Source organism: Leptolyngbya sp. FACHB-671, assembly GCF_014695745.1.
Lineage (GTDB): Bacteria > Cyanobacteriota > Cyanobacteriia > Elainellales > Elainellaceae > JAAUTN01.
Window position 1 is genome coordinate 110,514 of the sequence record NZ_JACJOV010000080.1, and the last position, 15,774, is coordinate 126,287.

The following is a 15,774-nucleotide window of genomic DNA, read 5'->3' on the forward strand; positions in this document are numbered from 1 at the left end:
ATGAGAAACCTGTAAAGTTTTTTAAGCTATTTCATGGTAATCGGAAGTGTAGCGCACTTTCAGACTTTGTCAACCTGCTTTCAGCATTAAACTGATTGGAGTTAATATCAGCGAAATGAAAGAGATTCTTTATATCGAGATCCCCACCCCTAATGTTGCGGCTGTTCGAGCGTGGTTGCAGCAGCAGTTTGAATTTAAATCTGGAGAAAAAGTCATCACTCCAGATGGCTTTTGCCTTCGATATCCTAAAGCTACACTTCAAGCTGCATCCCTTTCAGAAACGACTGAAAAATTACCATCTGAGCTTTCTGTTTTTGTTTGGTCCGTTCAGCGAACGACCTATCTAAAGGTGTTTCGCTGGGCAAGCCAGCCAATCGCGGATGAGCGGCTGATGGTGCAGCAGTTGACGAAAGGATTGCGGGTTCAGTTTCCCAATCAGTATCCGGTGCCTCCGGCGATCGCCCCTGAACAATCTATTTTTGAGGCGTTAGCGGCAAACTACCCCAAAACAGTGAAGTACTTCCAGGACATGCCCAACGGGGAATATGACCTGAACCGAGCCTATTGGTGGGAACAGCGCTGGCGGGAAGGCGTAAAGAATCCGAAACAGCCCAAACAGGTAATCTTTGCAGCGTCAGAAGGACAAGGTCAACAGGATGCTGAAACTGCCCATCAGTCGTCTACAGAATCTCCTCCTTACGATTTAATTTATATTGGCGGTGCGCTTGGGGTGGTTCATGCTGCAGTGATGGCGCGGTTGGGCTACCGGGTGCTGCTGATCGAACGGCTGCCGTTTGGTCGAATGAATCGGGAGTGGAATATCTCCCGCGACGAGTTTCAAAGCCTGATCGACCTGGGTCTGTTTACCCCCGCCGAGTTTGAAAGCATGATTGCGCGGGAGTATGTAGACGGGTTCCACAAGTTTTTTGATGCAAACAATCCGCCCCAGTGTAAAGCCCCCGTTTTGAGAACTCCAACGGTTCTAAATGTGGCGCTAGACACGGAAATACTGCTGCGGCTGTGTGGCGACAAGCTAAAAGCTGCAGCTGGCGAAATTTTGGATGAGACAGAGTTTATTCGAGCAGAGGTGGCGGGCGATCGCGTCACCGTTCTAGCTAAACACCTGCCGACTCAGGCAACCCAAAAGCTAGAAGGACGACTACTCGTAGACGCAATGGGCACAGCTTCCCCGATTGCCTGGCAGCTTAATGGCGGACGAGCCTTTGATAGCGTTTGCCCAACTGTCGGAGCCGTGGTTGAGAGCGGATTTGAGCCGCAGGTCTGGGATGCTCACTATGGCGATGTGCTGAACAGCCACGGCGATATTTCACGCGGACGACAGCTGATTTGGGAACTGTTTCCCGGAGCAAATGATGAGTTGACGATTTATCTATTTCACTACCACCAGGTGAATGCCGAAAATCCCGGTTCGCTCCTGGAAATGTATGAGGATTTCTTCACCATTCTGCCGGAATATCGCCGCTGCGACCTGAGCAAACTGAAATGGCGGAAGCCAACCTTTGGCTATATTCCAGGGCACTTCAGCACGAGTGGCAGCGATCGCCAAATTGCCTTCGATCGCCTCGTTTCGATTGGTGATGCTGCCTCTTTGCAATCGCCTCTTGTGTTTACCGGATTCGGTTCTCTTGTGCGAAACCTGTCCCGCCTCACCGATTTGCTCGATACAGCGTTGCGCCATGACTTGCTCAAAGCCAAACACCTGAACCAGATTCGCGCTTACCAGAGCAACATTTCTGTCACCTGGCTATTTTCCAAGGGCATGATGGTGCCGACAGGTCAATTTCTGTCGCCGCAAAAGGTTAACGCTATGCTGAATACCTTCTTTGGCATTTTGGCAGGCGAATCGCCCACTGTGGCAGACAGCTTCATCAAAGACCGGGGAAGCTGGCTTGACTTTAACCGTATGGCAATCAAAGCTGCCTGGAGAAATCCGTCTCTGCTGCTGTGGATTTGGCAGCTTGCAGGCGCAAAAGACCTGGTGCGCTGGCTTGGCAGCTACCTCAACTTTACGATTAGCGCTTTGATTAGCTGGCTATTTCGCTGGGTACCTGGCTTTGCCCAACAGATTCAACCCTGGCTAGAGCCTCGCTATCCCGCAGTTTGGCTGTGGCTGCTAGCCCAAAGCTATGCCCTTACTTACGGTATGGGGCGACCGCTTGCACGGATTAAGGCGGGGGGAGAAGAGGGGCGATCGCTCACACCTTCCACTTCCCTCAAGTCAGTAGCCGACGTCAGCTCAACCAAAGCTAAATTTGACCCCTAAAAGGTGCCTCAACCTAAGCAGTTCTGAATTAGTTGTGGAATGATGTGTTGTGAGAGATGCACCTGAGAAGGGTGTGCTCACAACACTTTTGAGATCGCTGTAGAACCTGGGAACTACTGAATGCTGTTCATGATTGTTGAGCGATTCAAAGACAACGATATGCTGCCAATCTATAAGCGTGTCCGCGACGAAGGCAGAATGTTTCCTGAAGGACTTAAATACATTGATAGCTGGGTAGAGCCAAATTTCAGCAGATGCTTTCAACTCATGGAATGTAATGATCTGCGGTTGATCCAGGAATGGATTCTGAAGTGGCGTGGTTCAGGCGCAATTTTTGAAATTGTCCCAGTCGTAAGCAGCAAGGAAACTCAACAGGTTGTTAGTCCATTTCTTGATCACTTATGAACCGGTCTGAAATATCAACCCTTCGCCCAAATAAGTCTATCTAAATTGGGCAGCATCCTCGGCTCACGTTAAGCGTTAAGTAAGTATCGCTTCATCGTGAATTTCTTATGAAGTCCTCAGTAATTTTCAGGAGATCATAAGTAATCTAGATAAAATTTTCACAGTGTTTTCCCTTATTCGGTCGATCCTTAATTCTGGTGGCTGTTTAGGTCGTCCTATTAAAGGTAAGTAGGAACGGTTTAGGGAGCTGGTTATCTACTCGTCTAACTCAAATAGGAGCACCGTATCGCGGCACACAACCTGAGTAGCTAATGCCAGGAAAGATTGTGCTGTCTTCAGGGTGTACAGGAAAATCCAAAGCTTTTGCAACAGCAAGCTCAACCATTCGCGGCGAACTTCTTGGGCAAAAGCTGCACATCAGAGCCTTTACGCATTTACCTCTTCAATTCAAAGGAAAGCGATCGCCATGCCTAGAAAAACTATACTCATTCCGCTAATAGGATGGATTCCAAAATCACCAGGCGCGAAGTTGAGAGGTTTACTTTATCGAGGGTTATTTGCTGAATTAGGAAATGGCTGCGCCATTCGAGAAGGCGTAGAGTTCACTGCTCCTGAGAGCATTGAGATTGGTAGTAATGTTTTGATTGAAAGCCGAGCACGTCTTGATGCAGCCGGTGTAGATAGCAAGATTACGATTGGTAAAAAGTCTTACATCAGGCAAGACGTACACATCAAATGTATGGGGGACAATCATCAAATTTTAATTGGAGAACAAGTCAACATTGATCGCGGGGTAGACATCAGAGGAAGTCGGGCAAACTGCCGAATTGAAATCGGTGACAGAACGTACATAGCGCCTTATGTCTGCATTGCTGGTCCTGGTCCAATTAAAATCGGTCGCTACTGCATGATTGCCTCCCACACAGGAATCTATGCTAATCAACATCGATTCACCAATTTGGAGCGCCCAATTCAGGAGCAGGGAGTGACTTGCAAAGGAATTGTAATTGAGGATAATTGCTGGATTGGCAGCGGTGCCAGGATTTTGGATGGGGTCACTATTGGTGAAGGCAGTGTGATTGGTGCCGCGGCAGTTGTGACCAAAGACATTCCCCCCTATTCCATTGCAGTGGGTGTACCCGCAAAGGTAGTTTCTAGCCGCAAGCCCAAGGAACTAGTTGCAGCACCCGCTAGCCAAGACATGCACTATCGTGATCTAAGCTATCTGCCCGCATCGCTCCAAGCTGTGGTGGCTGAGACCGAAGAAGTTTTTAAGTTGATCAGTGCCGATCGCGAGAAAGGTTTTGAGTTGCTTCAGCAGCACATTAAAGCTTCTAGCCATACAGTTTTTGGAGAGTCAGAAGATTTTCTGCTACAGCATTTCCTGCACAACTTGCTGCATAGCGTCTGTCAGATGTTGGAGGTAGAGACGGCAACCGTTCTTTTAATCAGAAAAGATGAGCAACGACTAGCCATTCAAGCCACGCTTGGGTTAGAAGAGGAAATTTTAGAGAAAATTAGAATTCCGTTAGGACATGGCTTTGCAGGACAAGTTGCTGAAACGGGCGAACCTGTCGTTGTGGCAAACTTGTCGGACATTGAGGTTGTCAGCCCTGTGCTCCGCACTAAAGGGCTGATATCTATGCTAGGAGTGCCTTTGCGCATTAAGGATGAGGTTCTTGGAGTCTTCCATGTTGGTACGTCCTGTCACCGTCCGTTTACCGGCGATGAGACGAGGCTCCTGAAATTTGTTGCTGACTACATCGGCTGGGCAATCGACCGTTTACAGACTTTGAAGATTGTTGCTTTGTAGCGATCGCCCTGCTCTGACACTTTAAAAATGACAGATATCGATTTTTGTCAATCGTCATGCGATACTGTTTCTATCACGACAGTGGAGAAATCGCTATGCAAATGCGTCAGATTGGAAACAGTTCGCTATCGGCGATTGGCTTGGGCTGCATGGGCATGTCGGGTATGTATGGTCCCGCAGACCGAGAAGAGAGCATTGCAACGGTTCATGCTGCACTCGATGTAGGAATTACGCTGCTGGATACGGGTGACTTTTACGGCATGGGACACAACGAACTGCTGCTGCACGAGGCTTTGGCTGGACGGCGGCGAGAAGAGGTGTTCATTGCGGTCAAGTTTGGGGCGATGCGATCGCCCGATGGTAATTTCATTGGGTTCGATGGTCGCCCAGCAGCCGTAAAGACTTCGCTTGCCTACACCTTGCAACGTCTGGGAACCGATTACATTGACCTTTACCAACCCGCACGGCTTGACCCAACAGTACCGATTGAGGAGACAATTGGGGCGATCGCCGAAATGGTGCAGGCTGGTTATGTGCGGCAGATTGGCTTATCAGAGGTCGGTGCAGACACAATTCGACGTGCCCATACGGTTCACCCAATTACCTGGCTGCAAATCGAGTATTCTTTGCTAAGCCGCAGCATTGAGGCAGAAATTTTGTCAACGGTGCGAGAATTGGGCATTGGTGTCACGGCGTATGGCGTTCTCTCACGGGGGCTGTTGAGTGGTCGCTGGTCAAAGGAGCGCTCGCAAACAGCACAAGATTTTCGCAGCCACCTGCCCCGCTTCTCTGGCGAAAATCTAGACCGAAATTTAACCCTGGTAGAAGCACTGCGCGAAATTGCTCAGGCTCAAGATGCAACGGTGGCGCAGGTGGCGATCGCCTGGGTCTTGGCTCAAGGCAATGACATCGTTCCGCTGATTGGAGCCCGTCGTCGTGATCGCCTCCAGGAAGCGTTAGGCGCTTTAGATCTAAACCTGAGTGCAGAACAGCTGTCTCAGATCGAGATGGCAATTCCTCCGGATGCAGTAGCGGGCGATCGCTATGATGCAGGACAGATGGCTATGCTAGACAGTGAAAGACGCTAAAAGCAAATTCTTACCAGGCTTGTTCAAGGGAGATAAAACCAGAATGACATTCTGGTTTTATCTCCCTATTTAAGTTCTAATAAAGTTCGCGATCGCATAGAAAAGCAGCATGAACGACTCAGCCTTGACTTCAGATCGAATTCTTGACGTAGCAGAAGATGTGTTGCGCCGCTATGGTCCCAGCAAGGCAACTGTGGTGGATGTCGCACGAGTGCTAGAGGTGAGTCATGGCTCAATTTATCGGCATTTTTCGAGCAAAGTTGCCCTTCGCGATGCAGTCGCCGCACGATGGCTGCACCGAGTCTCTGCACCGCTAGCCGAAATTGTTCAAGAACAAGGAACTGCGGCTGAACGGCTACATCACTGGCTAGAACGGTTAATGTCGCTCAAGCGGCAAAAAGTATTAGATGATCCGGAGCTGTTTGCGACCTATCATGCGATCGCTCAGGAATCACGAGAGGTCGTGCAAGCCCACGTTGATGAGCTAATTGGACAACTCACGCAAATTATTAAACAAGGCATTTCTAGTCAACAGTTTCAGGCTTCTGATCCGCATCAGGTCGCTAGAGCAATTTTTAGTGCGACTGCCCGGTTTCATCATCCGGCTCATGCTGCTGAGTGGAGCGATCCGGGCATTGACGCTGATTTTGCTCAAGTGTGGAGTCTGTTGCTAGCAGGTCTTACATCAAGAGATCTGGCAAAAAGCTAATTTGCAAACAGATTAATTTGTCCGTTTGCTGAAAAACTGCAAACAAGTGCGTAAATACCCTTATATTTAATTTTGATTGAGTTTGCTTGCGTTTGATGCTGCTATCTCTTCGGTGTGAGGTCAATTAATGCGCCGGGTCGCATATCTACTCGTTATTCCAGTGGTTGCCATAGGCATGGTAGCGGGTTTGTCTGTTGCTAACCCCCCCTTAGCGCTGGCTCCCCCGATCGAAACGCCCTATGCTGAGCCACCCGAACTGCCCACGGTCGAGTCGTTGGAGCAACTTTATGAGATGCGCGATCGCCTTCAGGCTGACTTGGATCAGGCTTCGGTCTTTCCCAATGGCGATGAAGCAGGAATCTTTTCGCCACCCACCGCAATGCTGCAAACGCTTCAAGCAGTAGAAATTCGGATTCAGGTTGAGGAGACGGCCAAGCAAAACTGGAACCAAGCAATTCGTCTAGCAAATCAGGCGGTTACAGCGCAGCAGCAGTCTGACGGTTCGCTAGAAGCGACAGAAAAACTTTATTCTCTCTGGAATGATTCGGTTAGCTCGCTCAAGTCGGTGCCAGAGCAATCCTTTTTGTCTCAAAACGCTAGCGAAAAGGCTGAGGAATACGAAAACTACCTGAAACTCGCTTCCTATAACTACGACACGGCTCGTTCTGGCTACCTGGAACCGATCGCTGAAAAGACGGGACTTGGCTCAGATCGAGTTCACATCACGGTCTGTCGTGCAGCCTCGCGAGAATGCCGCCGCTTGAATGGCAGCGCACCGCCCGCCAGTCCCGCCAGCCTAATCAAAGTGCCAGTGGCGATCGCCGTGATGGAAAAGGTCAACTCCGACAACATTGATCTTGATACGCCCATTTCGATTAGCCGAGGAAACTACACCGAAGACGCATCCGACGTTTGGGTGGGGTCAGAATACCCACTGCGACAAGTCCTGTTGCGGATGATCGAACATAGCAGCAACATTGCCACAAATCAGCTCATTGATTACGTGGGACGCGATCGCATCAACCAAATTTTGAGCGATCGCGGTTACCGAGTCACTCGCGTCAATACCAAACTCGTTGGCGAACGCACTTATCCAGCTAATGCCGGCGTTGGCCCAAATCAGATCAACACCGATGAACTGACTGAAATGATGGTGTCGATCTACAACAAGGAGAATCCGGGTGATGATGAGCTGATCAAGACGCTAATGAGCCAGGATGATCTGGTGCTGGGTCATCAGGGCTTACGAAACTCGAAAGCCTTCTGGATGGGCGAAAAAACTGGGCAAAACTCGAAGGCGTTAGGTACAACCGTTGCCTTTATGCTGGACGATGAATACTACGTCGTTAGCATCGTGCTAGATTACAGCGGCAATGAACGTGCTATTCGGGAAACCGTGAATGCGATCGCCAACCACATTGACAAAAACGGACTTTAAGCAAGCTAGTTTCTCGTTCTGCTCGTTACCAGGCAGAGCCTTAAAACACGCATCCCCAGGTAGAACCTGGGGACGAGGGTATAGGGAAAAGATTGGCTTGTTTAAGCGCTCTGCCTAAGCCAATCGCTTTTCCAGGTATTGCCCGATCATCTGTTGCTCACCTGCGCGAGAAATGATCGTTTGGCGAGTGCGATATTGCTGACCAACCAGCTTCAGCTCCTCCTCGAACACAGAGTCTTTGTACTCGGTTCTCAGACAAAGCGTTTCTGGATTTGGGAAATAGAACTCAGCAGTAACGGGCTTAGAGGTGGCAAAGCCGCGATCGCGATATAGCACATCGCCCAGCGCACCAAATAGCGTCAATCCTTTAGACTGCTTCTTACCCGATACGGAGTCCGCACTATCCCACGTTACCTCAGCCCCACAAATCATCGAGTGGCGATCGGACAATTCATGCAAATCTGCCAGGTGAGCCAGTTCATCACAGCCCTGTTCCAGAAAGCGGATGGTGATGTTGCTAACCATCTCCTTCGTTTCGCCATCCGGTAAGGTGTAGTAGCGACGTTCTGAGCGCCACTGACCTACCGAGCGATGAAAAAAGTTGCTGATCAGCGATTCGCCTGTAGTAGTGGTAGACCTTGAAGATACAATCACCTGATTAGTTCCTTCCGTAGAATAATTTGGTCAGAAAGCAAGTACAGTGTTTGGGGACAACTGTCAGCATTCTGTTAATTTTCTTAATGTTAGTCGCACAATTCCATGATAGCAATGGTTCATAGGCAGATGTGCCATCCTCGTACACTATGCCCAGGGGCAAGCTTGAAAGTGAGGTTAAGCTGGACCTCAATGCCCCGTCTGCAGCTCCCTTTGGTCTCGTCCGTGTCGTCCGCACAGGTCATCCATGAAACCTTATCAAAGAATCCCAATTCTGGAATGCGGAGAGCCACTGCTCCCGATTCCAATGGAGCTGTTTGCTGTAGAAGATCCCCACCCCTACGTCAAGTTATCTGCGCCTTATGGCGGCAAGTCTCCCTACTCTGTGCGCCAAGGTGTATTGGAAGGATTGATCAGAGCGCAAGACTATCTGCAACAGCTACATCCTCAGTGGCGTATTCAAATTTTTGATGCTTATCGCCCGATCGCCGTGCAGCAGTTTATGGTGGATTACACTTTTGCTGAAACTGTTCAAGCACAAGGCTTTCGCCTTAATCAGCTAACCCCTGAACAGCGTCAGGCGATTTTAGAACAGGTCTATCAGTTTTGGGCTGTCCCCAGTGCTGACCCAAAGATGCCTCCGCCCCACAGCACGGGAGCAGCAGTGGATGTGACGTTGGTAAACGATCAGGGCCAAGCTGTAGATATGGGTTCTCCGATTGATGAACTGTCTCCTCGCTCTTACCCTGACCATTTCATGAGTGCTTCAACCAAGGAAGATTCACGGCAGCAAAACCTGCGCGAAACCTTTCACCGCAACCGTCAGCTTCTCCGTAATGCAATGATTCGGGCTGGGTTTCGGCAGCATCCTCACGAGTGGTGGCACTTTTCTCAGGGAGATCAGATGTGGGCCTGGCTAATGGGTTTGGAAAGCCTGGACACCATGATAGTGGCTCGCTATGGGTCTGTCTGATTGCCCTATGGTGCTGTCTGATTGCCTTGTTGTGCTGGAGCTCTGCCGCTGCAGTAGCCGTTCACCTCATTGACCAGATTGGGTTCTTCAGCGATCGCCTGCTGGAGTGCATCATAAGCTTGCTGAGCAGCCTGATTGTCCTGCGCGTTTACCGCCTCAACTAGGTTGCGGGTTGAGTCGCCCGTGTTTGTGTAAAGCGTGACGAATCGTTCTTGGTAAGTTTGAAGCTGCTCATCTGTAACCTCAATTGCTTGCAGGTTTGTCTTTGCCTGGTCAGCCGTATCTGCAATTCGCAGAAAAGCGGCCGGATCGTCCGGACTGGCATTCTCGGTGATTGCCTGCACCTCGGTCACCGCTTCATTGGCAACTTCAATCAACTGATTACACTGGGCTATTTTGTTTTGGCTACAGCCGATCGCGAAAACTCCCAGTGCAGTAGACAACACAACAACAGCTCGATTACGCGAAAAGAGCATCTAGATTCTCCTGGGTATGCATCAACGGGGGCTTTAAAAATTAAACCAGGACTTAGGCAGGGATTGGGGATTGGGAATTAGGGATTGAGAATTAAAGATTGGGAATTAGGGATCGAGCTATGCATCTTGCGGATTGAGGCGCATCAGTTCCCAGGTGGTGTAGGTGCCAATCGGGCTCCACAGCAGGTAAGGCAACAACAGAGCAGATGCCCAGACAGAAATAGGCAATACCAAAATTGCCAGAATTAGTCCCAGGAAAAAGCCCGTGCCTCCAATGAAGGTTCCTGCTTTGAGGCTCTTTAGAGTCAACATCACCGAGTTGTAGGACAGGGTCACTAATTCCAACAGCAGATATAGCCCCATGAGCAGCCAAGTTTTGCGGCTACCGGGATCATGTTCCCAGACGATGTAAGCAGACCATGCGCCGCAGATAAAAACAGTCGTCCAAATCAGCGGAATCAACGGTTCAAATGTCAGCCAATAGGGACGACGCAGCCGAGCAAACCATTTAACGCCACTTGGTGGCACGATTGATCCGCCAGCTCCTCCTAAGATCAGTGCAATTCCTCCAATCACCATCCAAGATTTAATCATTATCCTCACCCTTAGCGGCACGATGCTCCGCGTTGTCTAAGCTACTACTGTAGAGATAGCTCGAATTGCACAGCTATCTTTGCAGGTTTGAGAGGTAGCTGTAATCAATCTCTAGAGGTGTCGTAAGGATGCAGCATTGATAGATGATTTTTGTTTAGAAGCAAACTTGGAAGAATGTAACTTCTCACAAATTCAACTAGCACTCCAAGGGAATGACCTCAAAGCGATCGCAGACAGTCTCAGAGCAGCGCAGAATGATTCATACCGAATCCTTCAATGGAGTAGCGGTAGCGGTAGGGACGAAGCATTCGGTCACAATCTCTGCAACTTAATCACAATCTTCCGACCGAATGCTTCGCCCGTACATAGAAATAATAGCTCTTGACAAAGTGGCTTCCGTATCAGCGGCAACAATGCGGAATGACAAAGGAGCAATGCGGAATGACAAAGGAGCAGTCGAAAACGATTGTGGAGAAGTATGCAGCGGATTTGGGGCGATCGCTGAAGTTTTAGAAAGCCGGATAGAGGAGAGGGCGTAGCATTCGGCAAATAAACCCTGAAATAATCCAGAATTTCTGCCCGAACGCTACGCCCCTACGGGTTGCTTGTTTGGAAATAAATTGGAGGCGGATCTTCTCTTAAAAGACTTCTAGTACACAAGATACCTGCAAGAGCAGGTTTAGCATCAGAGCTATCGCTAACTGCAAAGCTTCTGGCAAACCGCCCCTACCCAAGGGTAAATCCCTTCGTAGAAATCTTCTTAGCCAAAAATTCCGCTAAAGAATTCGATCGCTTCCTTGAGGGACGTGATAAAAGTATCAATTTCCTCGCGGGTGTTGTAGAAGTAAAGACTTGCCCTAGCGGTGGACTGTGCCCCGACGTGACGGTGCAAGGGCTGGGTGCAGTGATGCCCGGCTCGGATGGCGATCCCTGCCTGATCGAGAATGGTAGACAGGTCGTGTGGGTGGACGCTTCCGGCAGTAAAGGCAGACAAGGCAGCTCTACCTTCACCTTTTGAATCTGGCTTAGGTCCATAGAGCATCAGTTCAGGAATTTGCTGAAGCTGCTGGAACAGATAGGCAGTTAGCTCGGCTTCATAGGCATGAATTTTATCCATGCCCAGGCTAGAGAGGTAATCTACAGCAGCACCGAGGGCGATCGCCTCAGCAATGGCAGGAGTTCCAGCTTCAAACTTGTGGGGCAGATCAGCATAGGTGGAATGATCAAAAAATACGTCCGCGATCATTTCGCCACCGCCCAAGAAAGGAGGCATGGAACGCAGCAGGTCTAGCTTGCCGTAGAGGAAGCCGATTCCGGTAGGGGCACACATTTTGTGTCCTGATGCGACTAACCAATCACAGTCCATCGCCTGTACGTCTACAGTCATGTGCGGGACGCTCTGGCAGGCATCAATCAAAACTTTTGCGCCGTAGTGGTGCGCCAGTTCCACAATTTCCTTGACTGGGTTGATGCAGCCGAGCGTATTGGAGACGTGAACGACCGAGACTAATTTGGTTTTATCAGACAGCAGAGACTTGAAGTGTTCCAGGTCAAATTCTTGCGTCTCGGTTAGCTCAACAAACTTCAGCACGGCTCCGGTGCGCTGAGCCAACAGTTGCCAGGGAATCAGGTTGCTGTGATGTTCCATGACGGAGAGGATGATTTCATCTCCGCGCTGCAAGTTGCTGTTGCCCCAAGCGTAAGCAACCAGGTTGATTGCTTCGCTAGCGTTGCGGGTGTAGATGATTTCTTGACGAGAGGCAGCGTTGACAAAATTAGCCACTTTGTCTCTTGCGCCTTCGTAAGCATCCGTAGCGCGAGAACTGAGGGTATGCACGCCGCGATGCACGTTGGCGTTGTCATGCTGGTAGTAGTGCTGAAGGGCGTTCAGCACGGCCACTGGTTTTTGAGACGTGGCAGCGTTGTCCAGGTAAACGAGTGGTTTGCCGTGAATCTCTTGGTGCAGGATGGGGAAGTCGGCACGAACCTGAGCAGCGAGGGTCTTTTCTTGGGTGAAGGTCATGGATCGGGTGTGTGAGGTAGGGTGTGGGGTGTGAGGGTTAAGGGATTTGAGTTTTAAGAAAGTGGGTGAGGGTGTCCTGGAGGGAAGCGATCGCCACCTGCTCAACCACTTCAAAAGCAAAGGCGTAGACTAACAGGTTACGGGCGCTGGCTGCGTCGATGCCGCGGCTTTGCAGGTAGAAGACTTCATCGGCATCTAGCTGTCCGACGGTAGCTCCGTGGGTGCACTTGACGTTGTCTGCAACAATTTCGAGTTGGGGCTTAGTGTCTATCCGTGCTCTGGGCGACAGCAGCAGGTTGCGGTTAAGCTGCCCGGCATCGGTAAGCTGAGCGGACTGCGGCACAAATACTTTACCGTTGAAAACGCCGTGAGCCTTGTCGCCAACGATGCATTTGTGCAATTGACGACTGCTGCCATGAGGCTTGCTGTAGGCGATCGCACTATGCGTATCTGATAGTTGGTCTTGCAGGGCGATCGTCAATCCATTTAAGTGAGTTTCCGTCTGCTCCCCAGTCTGGAAAATCTCCGGATTGTGACGAGAAACCTTTCCACCTAAACTGATAGCAGTGCAAGTGTAGCGTGAGTCCCTTGCCTGAGAGACTGCCGTTTTGCCAATGTGAAAAGCGGCTTTGCTTTCACGCTGAATGCGGGAGTGATTGACTTGGGCATTGGCCTCTACCCACACTTCAGTGACGGAGTTAGTGAAATAAACGCCTTCATCCAGTCCAACGTACTCCTCAACCAGCGTTACGGCACTGTTAGGTTCAGCCACGACCAAACAGCGAGGCTGGGAAAAAACTGGGGAAGCGGCTGCGGTTGAGAGAAACAGTAGGTGAATCGGAGTCTCTACCACCAAGTTTTTGGGTGCCCAAATAATCGCAGCATCGGTAAGGTTTGCCGTATTTAGCGCAGTGAAAAGTTCTGCGGCTCCTGGCTGTTTACCTAAATAGTGAGAGAGGCGAGACTGAAGGGCAATCGCCTCTTCCTGCTTCCCTGCCAACAATTCTGATAAGCTGCCCACATACAAATCCTTGGGCAACCCTTTCACCGAGGATAGGTGTGGCTGATACACGCCATTCACAAATACCAGTCGGCTCTCTGCGGCTTCAGGTAATGTAAAAGGTGCAATTTGCTCTGAGCTAACCGAGGACTGAGAAGTGCGTGCCTCAAAGTTAACCTGTAGCAGTGAGGATAGATCCGTAAATCGCCACTCCTCATCGCGAGTTGTGGGAAATGCCTGCTCCTGTATCAGAAGCTTGGATTGAGACCGGAGCGATCGCAACAGCTCTAAATCCGTCTCCGGGCTACCTGTTTGATCTAACAGGCGCAGCAGATAGCCGTCGCGGTTAAGGGGCGATCGCTGCATTACCTCGTTATTACTCGAAGAAACCTGAATACTCATCGTCCTGCCACCTCAGCCGCTTCTGCCTCTAGCACCCAGTCATAGCCCCTGCTCTCCAGTTCATGAGCCAACTCCTTCGTGCCTGTGGTGACAATTCTGCCGCCTTCCATCACATGTACAAAGTCAGGCTCAATGTAGTTGAGCAAGCGCTGATAGTGAGTAATCAAAATCGTTGCATTATCTGGCTTAGCAAGCTGGTTTACCCCATTGGCGACAATCTTTAGTGCGTCAATGTCTAAACCAGAATCAGTCTCATCCAGAATCGCTAGCTTTGGCTCTAGCATTGCCATTTGCAAGATCTCATTACGCTTTTTCTCACCACCCGAAAAGCCCTCATTGACGCTGCGGCCAAGGAAGCTGGGGTTCATCTTGACAACTTCTAACCGCTCTCGCACCAACTCATCAAAGTCAAATGCATCCAGTTCTTCTAAACCTTGATGCTTACGACGGGAATTGTAGGCAACTCGAAGAAAGTCCAAGTTACTCACGCCAGGAATTTCTAACGGATACTGGAATGCCAGAAAAACGCCCGATCGCGCTCGATCTTCTGGCTCTAACTCCAGCAGATTTTCGCCCTGAAACAGGATTTCTCCACCCGTTACGTCATAGCTCGGATGCCCTGCCAACACTTTGGAAAACGTGCTTTTACCGGAACCGTTTGGACCCATGATGGCGTGGATTTCTCCTGCCTTGACTTCCAAATTTAGCCCTTTCAAAATCTGATTGCCATCTACTTCAGCCGTCAGATCTCGCACTGAAAGAATCACTTCACTGTTTTCAATAATCACGCTAAAAACCCCTCATCGACTGCCATTCGTTCAACTAAGTAAATTCAATAAATCTATGACTAGCTCACCTATAGCTGACTAATCCGCTTCAAAATTCTGAATACGTCATAGAGTCCATTTGTCCGATTTAGAATGCCGAATTGATCGGAAGTTGCGTATTGAGGCACTTCTCCTTGCACCAGCTTGACGAACGTAAATGTACTGCCAGTTGCAATTAAACCAAATCCTGGTTTGTCTGGATTGGGGTTAGCTAACATGTAAGCTAAAAGCTGCGCTAAACCTGCGTCTGTGGAGAAGGAAAACTCCTTTGACTCGATCGCCATTAGCCAAAACTGCTCTTTCAGCAGCAAGATATCGATCTGCCCACGAACAATTACGCCTTCATCTTCAGCTTGAATTTCAACTGACTTCTCAGCTTTGATGTGAAAAGGCGGAAGATAAAAATCTGCCAGAAACAATAGCGGACCCAGGACAGAAATTTGAACTGCTTTTTCCAAAACAGGTGGATAGTTTAGCAAGTTCAAATAACCTGCTTTCACCTTGTCTAGAAACTGCCTTTCAACATCTGTAATTTCGGGTAATCCTACTTGCCATTCCCTAAAGAACTGCTCATCTTGAGCTAACTCCAACTTGAAGTGATCAATCAGGTGACGCAGATCAATTGTTCTTGCTTGTAAGGTCTGAACCATCTTGCCAACTCACTTCAGAAACTTTCGGGCAATGTCGGGACTTTTAGGATTGACAATCAGCACTTCTCGTTTTGGGTCAACTAATACATCCAAATCTTGCATCGGGTGCGCTCCAAGTAAGACATCTGGTGAGTTCGGTACTACAATCGCGTACTCAACTGTCTTTCGATTCTCAAACCTGAGTTCTACTGGCCCAACTACATCAAACTGAGCCACAGAGCCATCCGCTAACTCTGCCTGCTGCTCATCGACTTTTGGTAGATCCAAATAGTCTCTAACGGCTGGAGTGATTGACAGCATCGAGGCACCACTATCTACTAAAGCTCTGACGATTATCCGTCTAACTCGGTTCTCTGGGATGTAACCCTCACGAAAAAGAGCCAGATCATCCCCACGAGTCAATTCAATTTCAGCGTAAGTGATGCCCATTGTTGCTGA

The 15,774-nt window shown here is 49.5% G+C and carries 16 protein-coding genes; 8 read left to right on the forward strand and 8 right to left on the reverse strand.

The window, feature by feature from the left end; genetic code table 11:
- Window positions 1-115: 115 nt before the first annotated feature.
- From H6F93_RS10340 to H6F93_RS10365, 6 genes are all read left to right on the forward strand, one after another.
- Window positions 116-2,284, forward strand: a complete 2,169-nt coding sequence (locus H6F93_RS10340; RefSeq protein WP_242043384.1) for an NAD(P)/FAD-dependent oxidoreductase — start codon at window positions 116-118, stop codon at window positions 2,282-2,284.
- 120 nt (window positions 2,285-2,404) lie between these two features.
- Window positions 2,405-2,689 (forward strand): DUF3303 domain-containing protein, encoded by a 285-nt coding sequence (locus tag H6F93_RS10345; RefSeq protein ID WP_190680415.1) that lies wholly within the window; start codon window positions 2,405-2,407, stop codon window positions 2,687-2,689.
- Window positions 2,690-3,155: 466 nt separating this feature from the next.
- Window positions 3,156-4,502, forward strand: coding sequence for a GAF domain-containing protein (locus tag H6F93_RS34610; protein ID WP_190680418.1), 1,347 nt, complete (start codon window positions 3,156-3,158; stop codon window positions 4,500-4,502).
- 95 nt (window positions 4,503-4,597) lie between these two features.
- Entirely contained in the window at window positions 4,598-5,590 is a 993-nt protein-coding gene (locus tag H6F93_RS10355; RefSeq protein ID WP_190680420.1) for an aldo/keto reductase, read from the forward strand.
- A 109-nt stretch (window positions 5,591-5,699) separates the two neighbouring features.
- On the forward strand, window positions 5,700-6,299 hold the full coding sequence (locus H6F93_RS10360; protein ID WP_190680423.1) for a TetR/AcrR family transcriptional regulator: 600 nt from the start codon (window positions 5,700-5,702) through the stop codon (window positions 6,297-6,299).
- Between the two features lie 127 nt (window positions 6,300-6,426).
- Window positions 6,427-7,737: a serine hydrolase gene (locus tag H6F93_RS10365; RefSeq protein ID WP_190680425.1), complete on the forward strand. Its 1,311-nt coding sequence runs from the start codon at window positions 6,427-6,429 to the stop codon at window positions 7,735-7,737.
- Between the two features lie 114 nt (window positions 7,738-7,851).
- Here H6F93_RS10365 and H6F93_RS10370 read toward each other — a convergent pair whose 3' ends face one another.
- A complete protein-coding gene (locus H6F93_RS10370) occupies window positions 7,852-8,391 on the reverse strand; it encodes a phycobiliprotein lyase (RefSeq protein WP_347277272.1) in 540 nt (179 codons plus the stop codon).
- A 247-nt stretch (window positions 8,392-8,638) separates the two neighbouring features.
- On the opposite strand from H6F93_RS10370, the gene H6F93_RS10375 reads away from it, so the two are divergent.
- Window positions 8,639-9,364 (forward strand): M15 family metallopeptidase, encoded by a 726-nt coding sequence (locus H6F93_RS10375; protein WP_190680427.1) that lies wholly within the window; start codon window positions 8,639-8,641, stop codon window positions 9,362-9,364.
- Between the two features lie 5 nt (window positions 9,365-9,369).
- Here the strand turns inward: H6F93_RS10375 and H6F93_RS10380 are convergent, their stop codons facing one another.
- Together H6F93_RS10380 and H6F93_RS10385 are read right to left on the reverse strand one after the other, a co-directional pair.
- Window positions 9,370-9,840: a hypothetical protein gene (locus tag H6F93_RS10380; RefSeq protein ID WP_190680429.1), complete on the reverse strand. Its 471-nt coding sequence runs from the start codon at window positions 9,838-9,840 to the stop codon at window positions 9,370-9,372.
- A gap of 117 nt (window positions 9,841-9,957) precedes the next feature.
- Window positions 9,958-10,434, reverse strand: a complete 477-nt coding sequence (locus H6F93_RS10385) for a TspO/MBR family protein (RefSeq protein WP_190643268.1) — start codon at window positions 10,432-10,434, stop codon at window positions 9,958-9,960.
- A 389-nt stretch (window positions 10,435-10,823) separates the two neighbouring features.
- Between H6F93_RS10385 and H6F93_RS33645 the strand changes: the two genes are divergently transcribed.
- Window positions 10,824-10,973 carry a hypothetical protein gene (locus H6F93_RS33645; protein ID WP_206755721.1) on the forward strand — a complete coding sequence of 50 codons (150 nt, stop codon included), beginning with the start codon at window positions 10,824-10,826 and terminating at the stop codon, window positions 10,971-10,973.
- Window positions 10,974-11,194: 221 nt separating this feature from the next.
- On the opposite strand, the gene H6F93_RS10390 is transcribed toward H6F93_RS33645, so the two are convergent.
- The 5 genes from H6F93_RS10390 to H6F93_RS10410 form a co-directional block, all read right to left on the reverse strand.
- Window positions 11,195-12,457, reverse strand: coding sequence for a SufS family cysteine desulfurase (locus H6F93_RS10390; protein ID WP_190680432.1), 1,263 nt, complete (start codon window positions 12,455-12,457; stop codon window positions 11,195-11,197).
- A gap of 37 nt (window positions 12,458-12,494) precedes the next feature.
- Complete coding sequence (gene sufD / locus H6F93_RS10395; protein ID WP_190680434.1) at window positions 12,495-13,859, reverse strand: Fe-S cluster assembly protein SufD; 1,365 nt, start codon at window positions 13,857-13,859, stop codon at window positions 12,495-12,497.
- Window positions 13,856-14,647 (reverse strand): Fe-S cluster assembly ATPase SufC, encoded by a 792-nt coding sequence (gene sufC / locus H6F93_RS10400; RefSeq protein WP_190680436.1) that lies wholly within the window; start codon window positions 14,645-14,647, stop codon window positions 13,856-13,858. The genes sufD and sufC overlap by 4 nt, the downstream gene beginning before the upstream one ends.
- Before the next feature lie 68 nt (window positions 14,648-14,715).
- Entirely contained in the window at window positions 14,716-15,336 is a 621-nt protein-coding gene (locus tag H6F93_RS10405; RefSeq protein WP_190643263.1) for a restriction endonuclease subunit R, read from the reverse strand.
- A 9-nt stretch (window positions 15,337-15,345) separates the two neighbouring features.
- Window positions 15,346-15,765 (reverse strand): retroviral-like aspartic protease family protein, encoded by a 420-nt coding sequence (locus H6F93_RS10410; protein WP_190680438.1) that lies wholly within the window; start codon window positions 15,763-15,765, stop codon window positions 15,346-15,348.
- Window positions 15,766-15,774 lie beyond the last annotated feature (9 nt).

What these genes read in the sequence shown, in the direction of transcription:
- sufD (WP_190680434.1), bottom strand. Translation starts at nt 13,859, where the DNA reads ATGAGTATTCAGGTTTCTTCGAGTAATAACGAGGTAATGCAGCGATCG.
- H6F93_RS10340 (WP_242043384.1), top strand. Translation starts at nt 116, where the DNA reads ATGAAAGAGATTCTTTATATCGAGATCCCCACCCCTAATGTTGCGGCT.
- H6F93_RS10365 (WP_190680425.1), top strand. Translation starts at nt 6,427, where the DNA reads ATGCGCCGGGTCGCATATCTACTCGTTATTCCAGTGGTTGCCATAGGC.
- H6F93_RS10345 (WP_190680415.1), top strand. Translation starts at nt 2,405, where the DNA reads ATGCTGTTCATGATTGTTGAGCGATTCAAAGACAACGATATGCTGCCA.
- H6F93_RS10405 (WP_190643263.1), bottom strand. Translation starts at nt 15,336, where the DNA reads ATGGTTCAGACCTTACAAGCAAGAACAATTGATCTGCGTCACCTGATT.
- H6F93_RS10380 (WP_190680429.1), bottom strand. Translation starts at nt 9,840, where the DNA reads ATGCTCTTTTCGCGTAATCGAGCTGTTGTTGTGTTGTCTACTGCACTG.
- H6F93_RS10360 (WP_190680423.1), top strand. Translation starts at nt 5,700, where the DNA reads ATGAACGACTCAGCCTTGACTTCAGATCGAATTCTTGACGTAGCAGAA.
- H6F93_RS34610 (WP_190680418.1), top strand. Translation starts at nt 3,156, where the DNA reads ATGCCTAGAAAAACTATACTCATTCCGCTAATAGGATGGATTCCAAAA.
- H6F93_RS10385 (WP_190643268.1), bottom strand. Translation starts at nt 10,434, where the DNA reads ATGATTAAATCTTGGATGGTGATTGGAGGAATTGCACTGATCTTAGGA.
- H6F93_RS10375 (WP_190680427.1), top strand. Translation starts at nt 8,639, where the DNA reads ATGAAACCTTATCAAAGAATCCCAATTCTGGAATGCGGAGAGCCACTG.
- H6F93_RS10355 (WP_190680420.1), top strand. Translation starts at nt 4,598, where the DNA reads ATGCAAATGCGTCAGATTGGAAACAGTTCGCTATCGGCGATTGGCTTG.
- H6F93_RS10410 (WP_190680438.1), bottom strand. Translation starts at nt 15,765, where the DNA reads ATGGGCATCACTTACGCTGAAATTGAATTGACTCGTGGGGATGATCTG.
- H6F93_RS10390 (WP_190680432.1), bottom strand. Translation starts at nt 12,457, where the DNA reads ATGACCTTCACCCAAGAAAAGACCCTCGCTGCTCAGGTTCGTGCCGAC.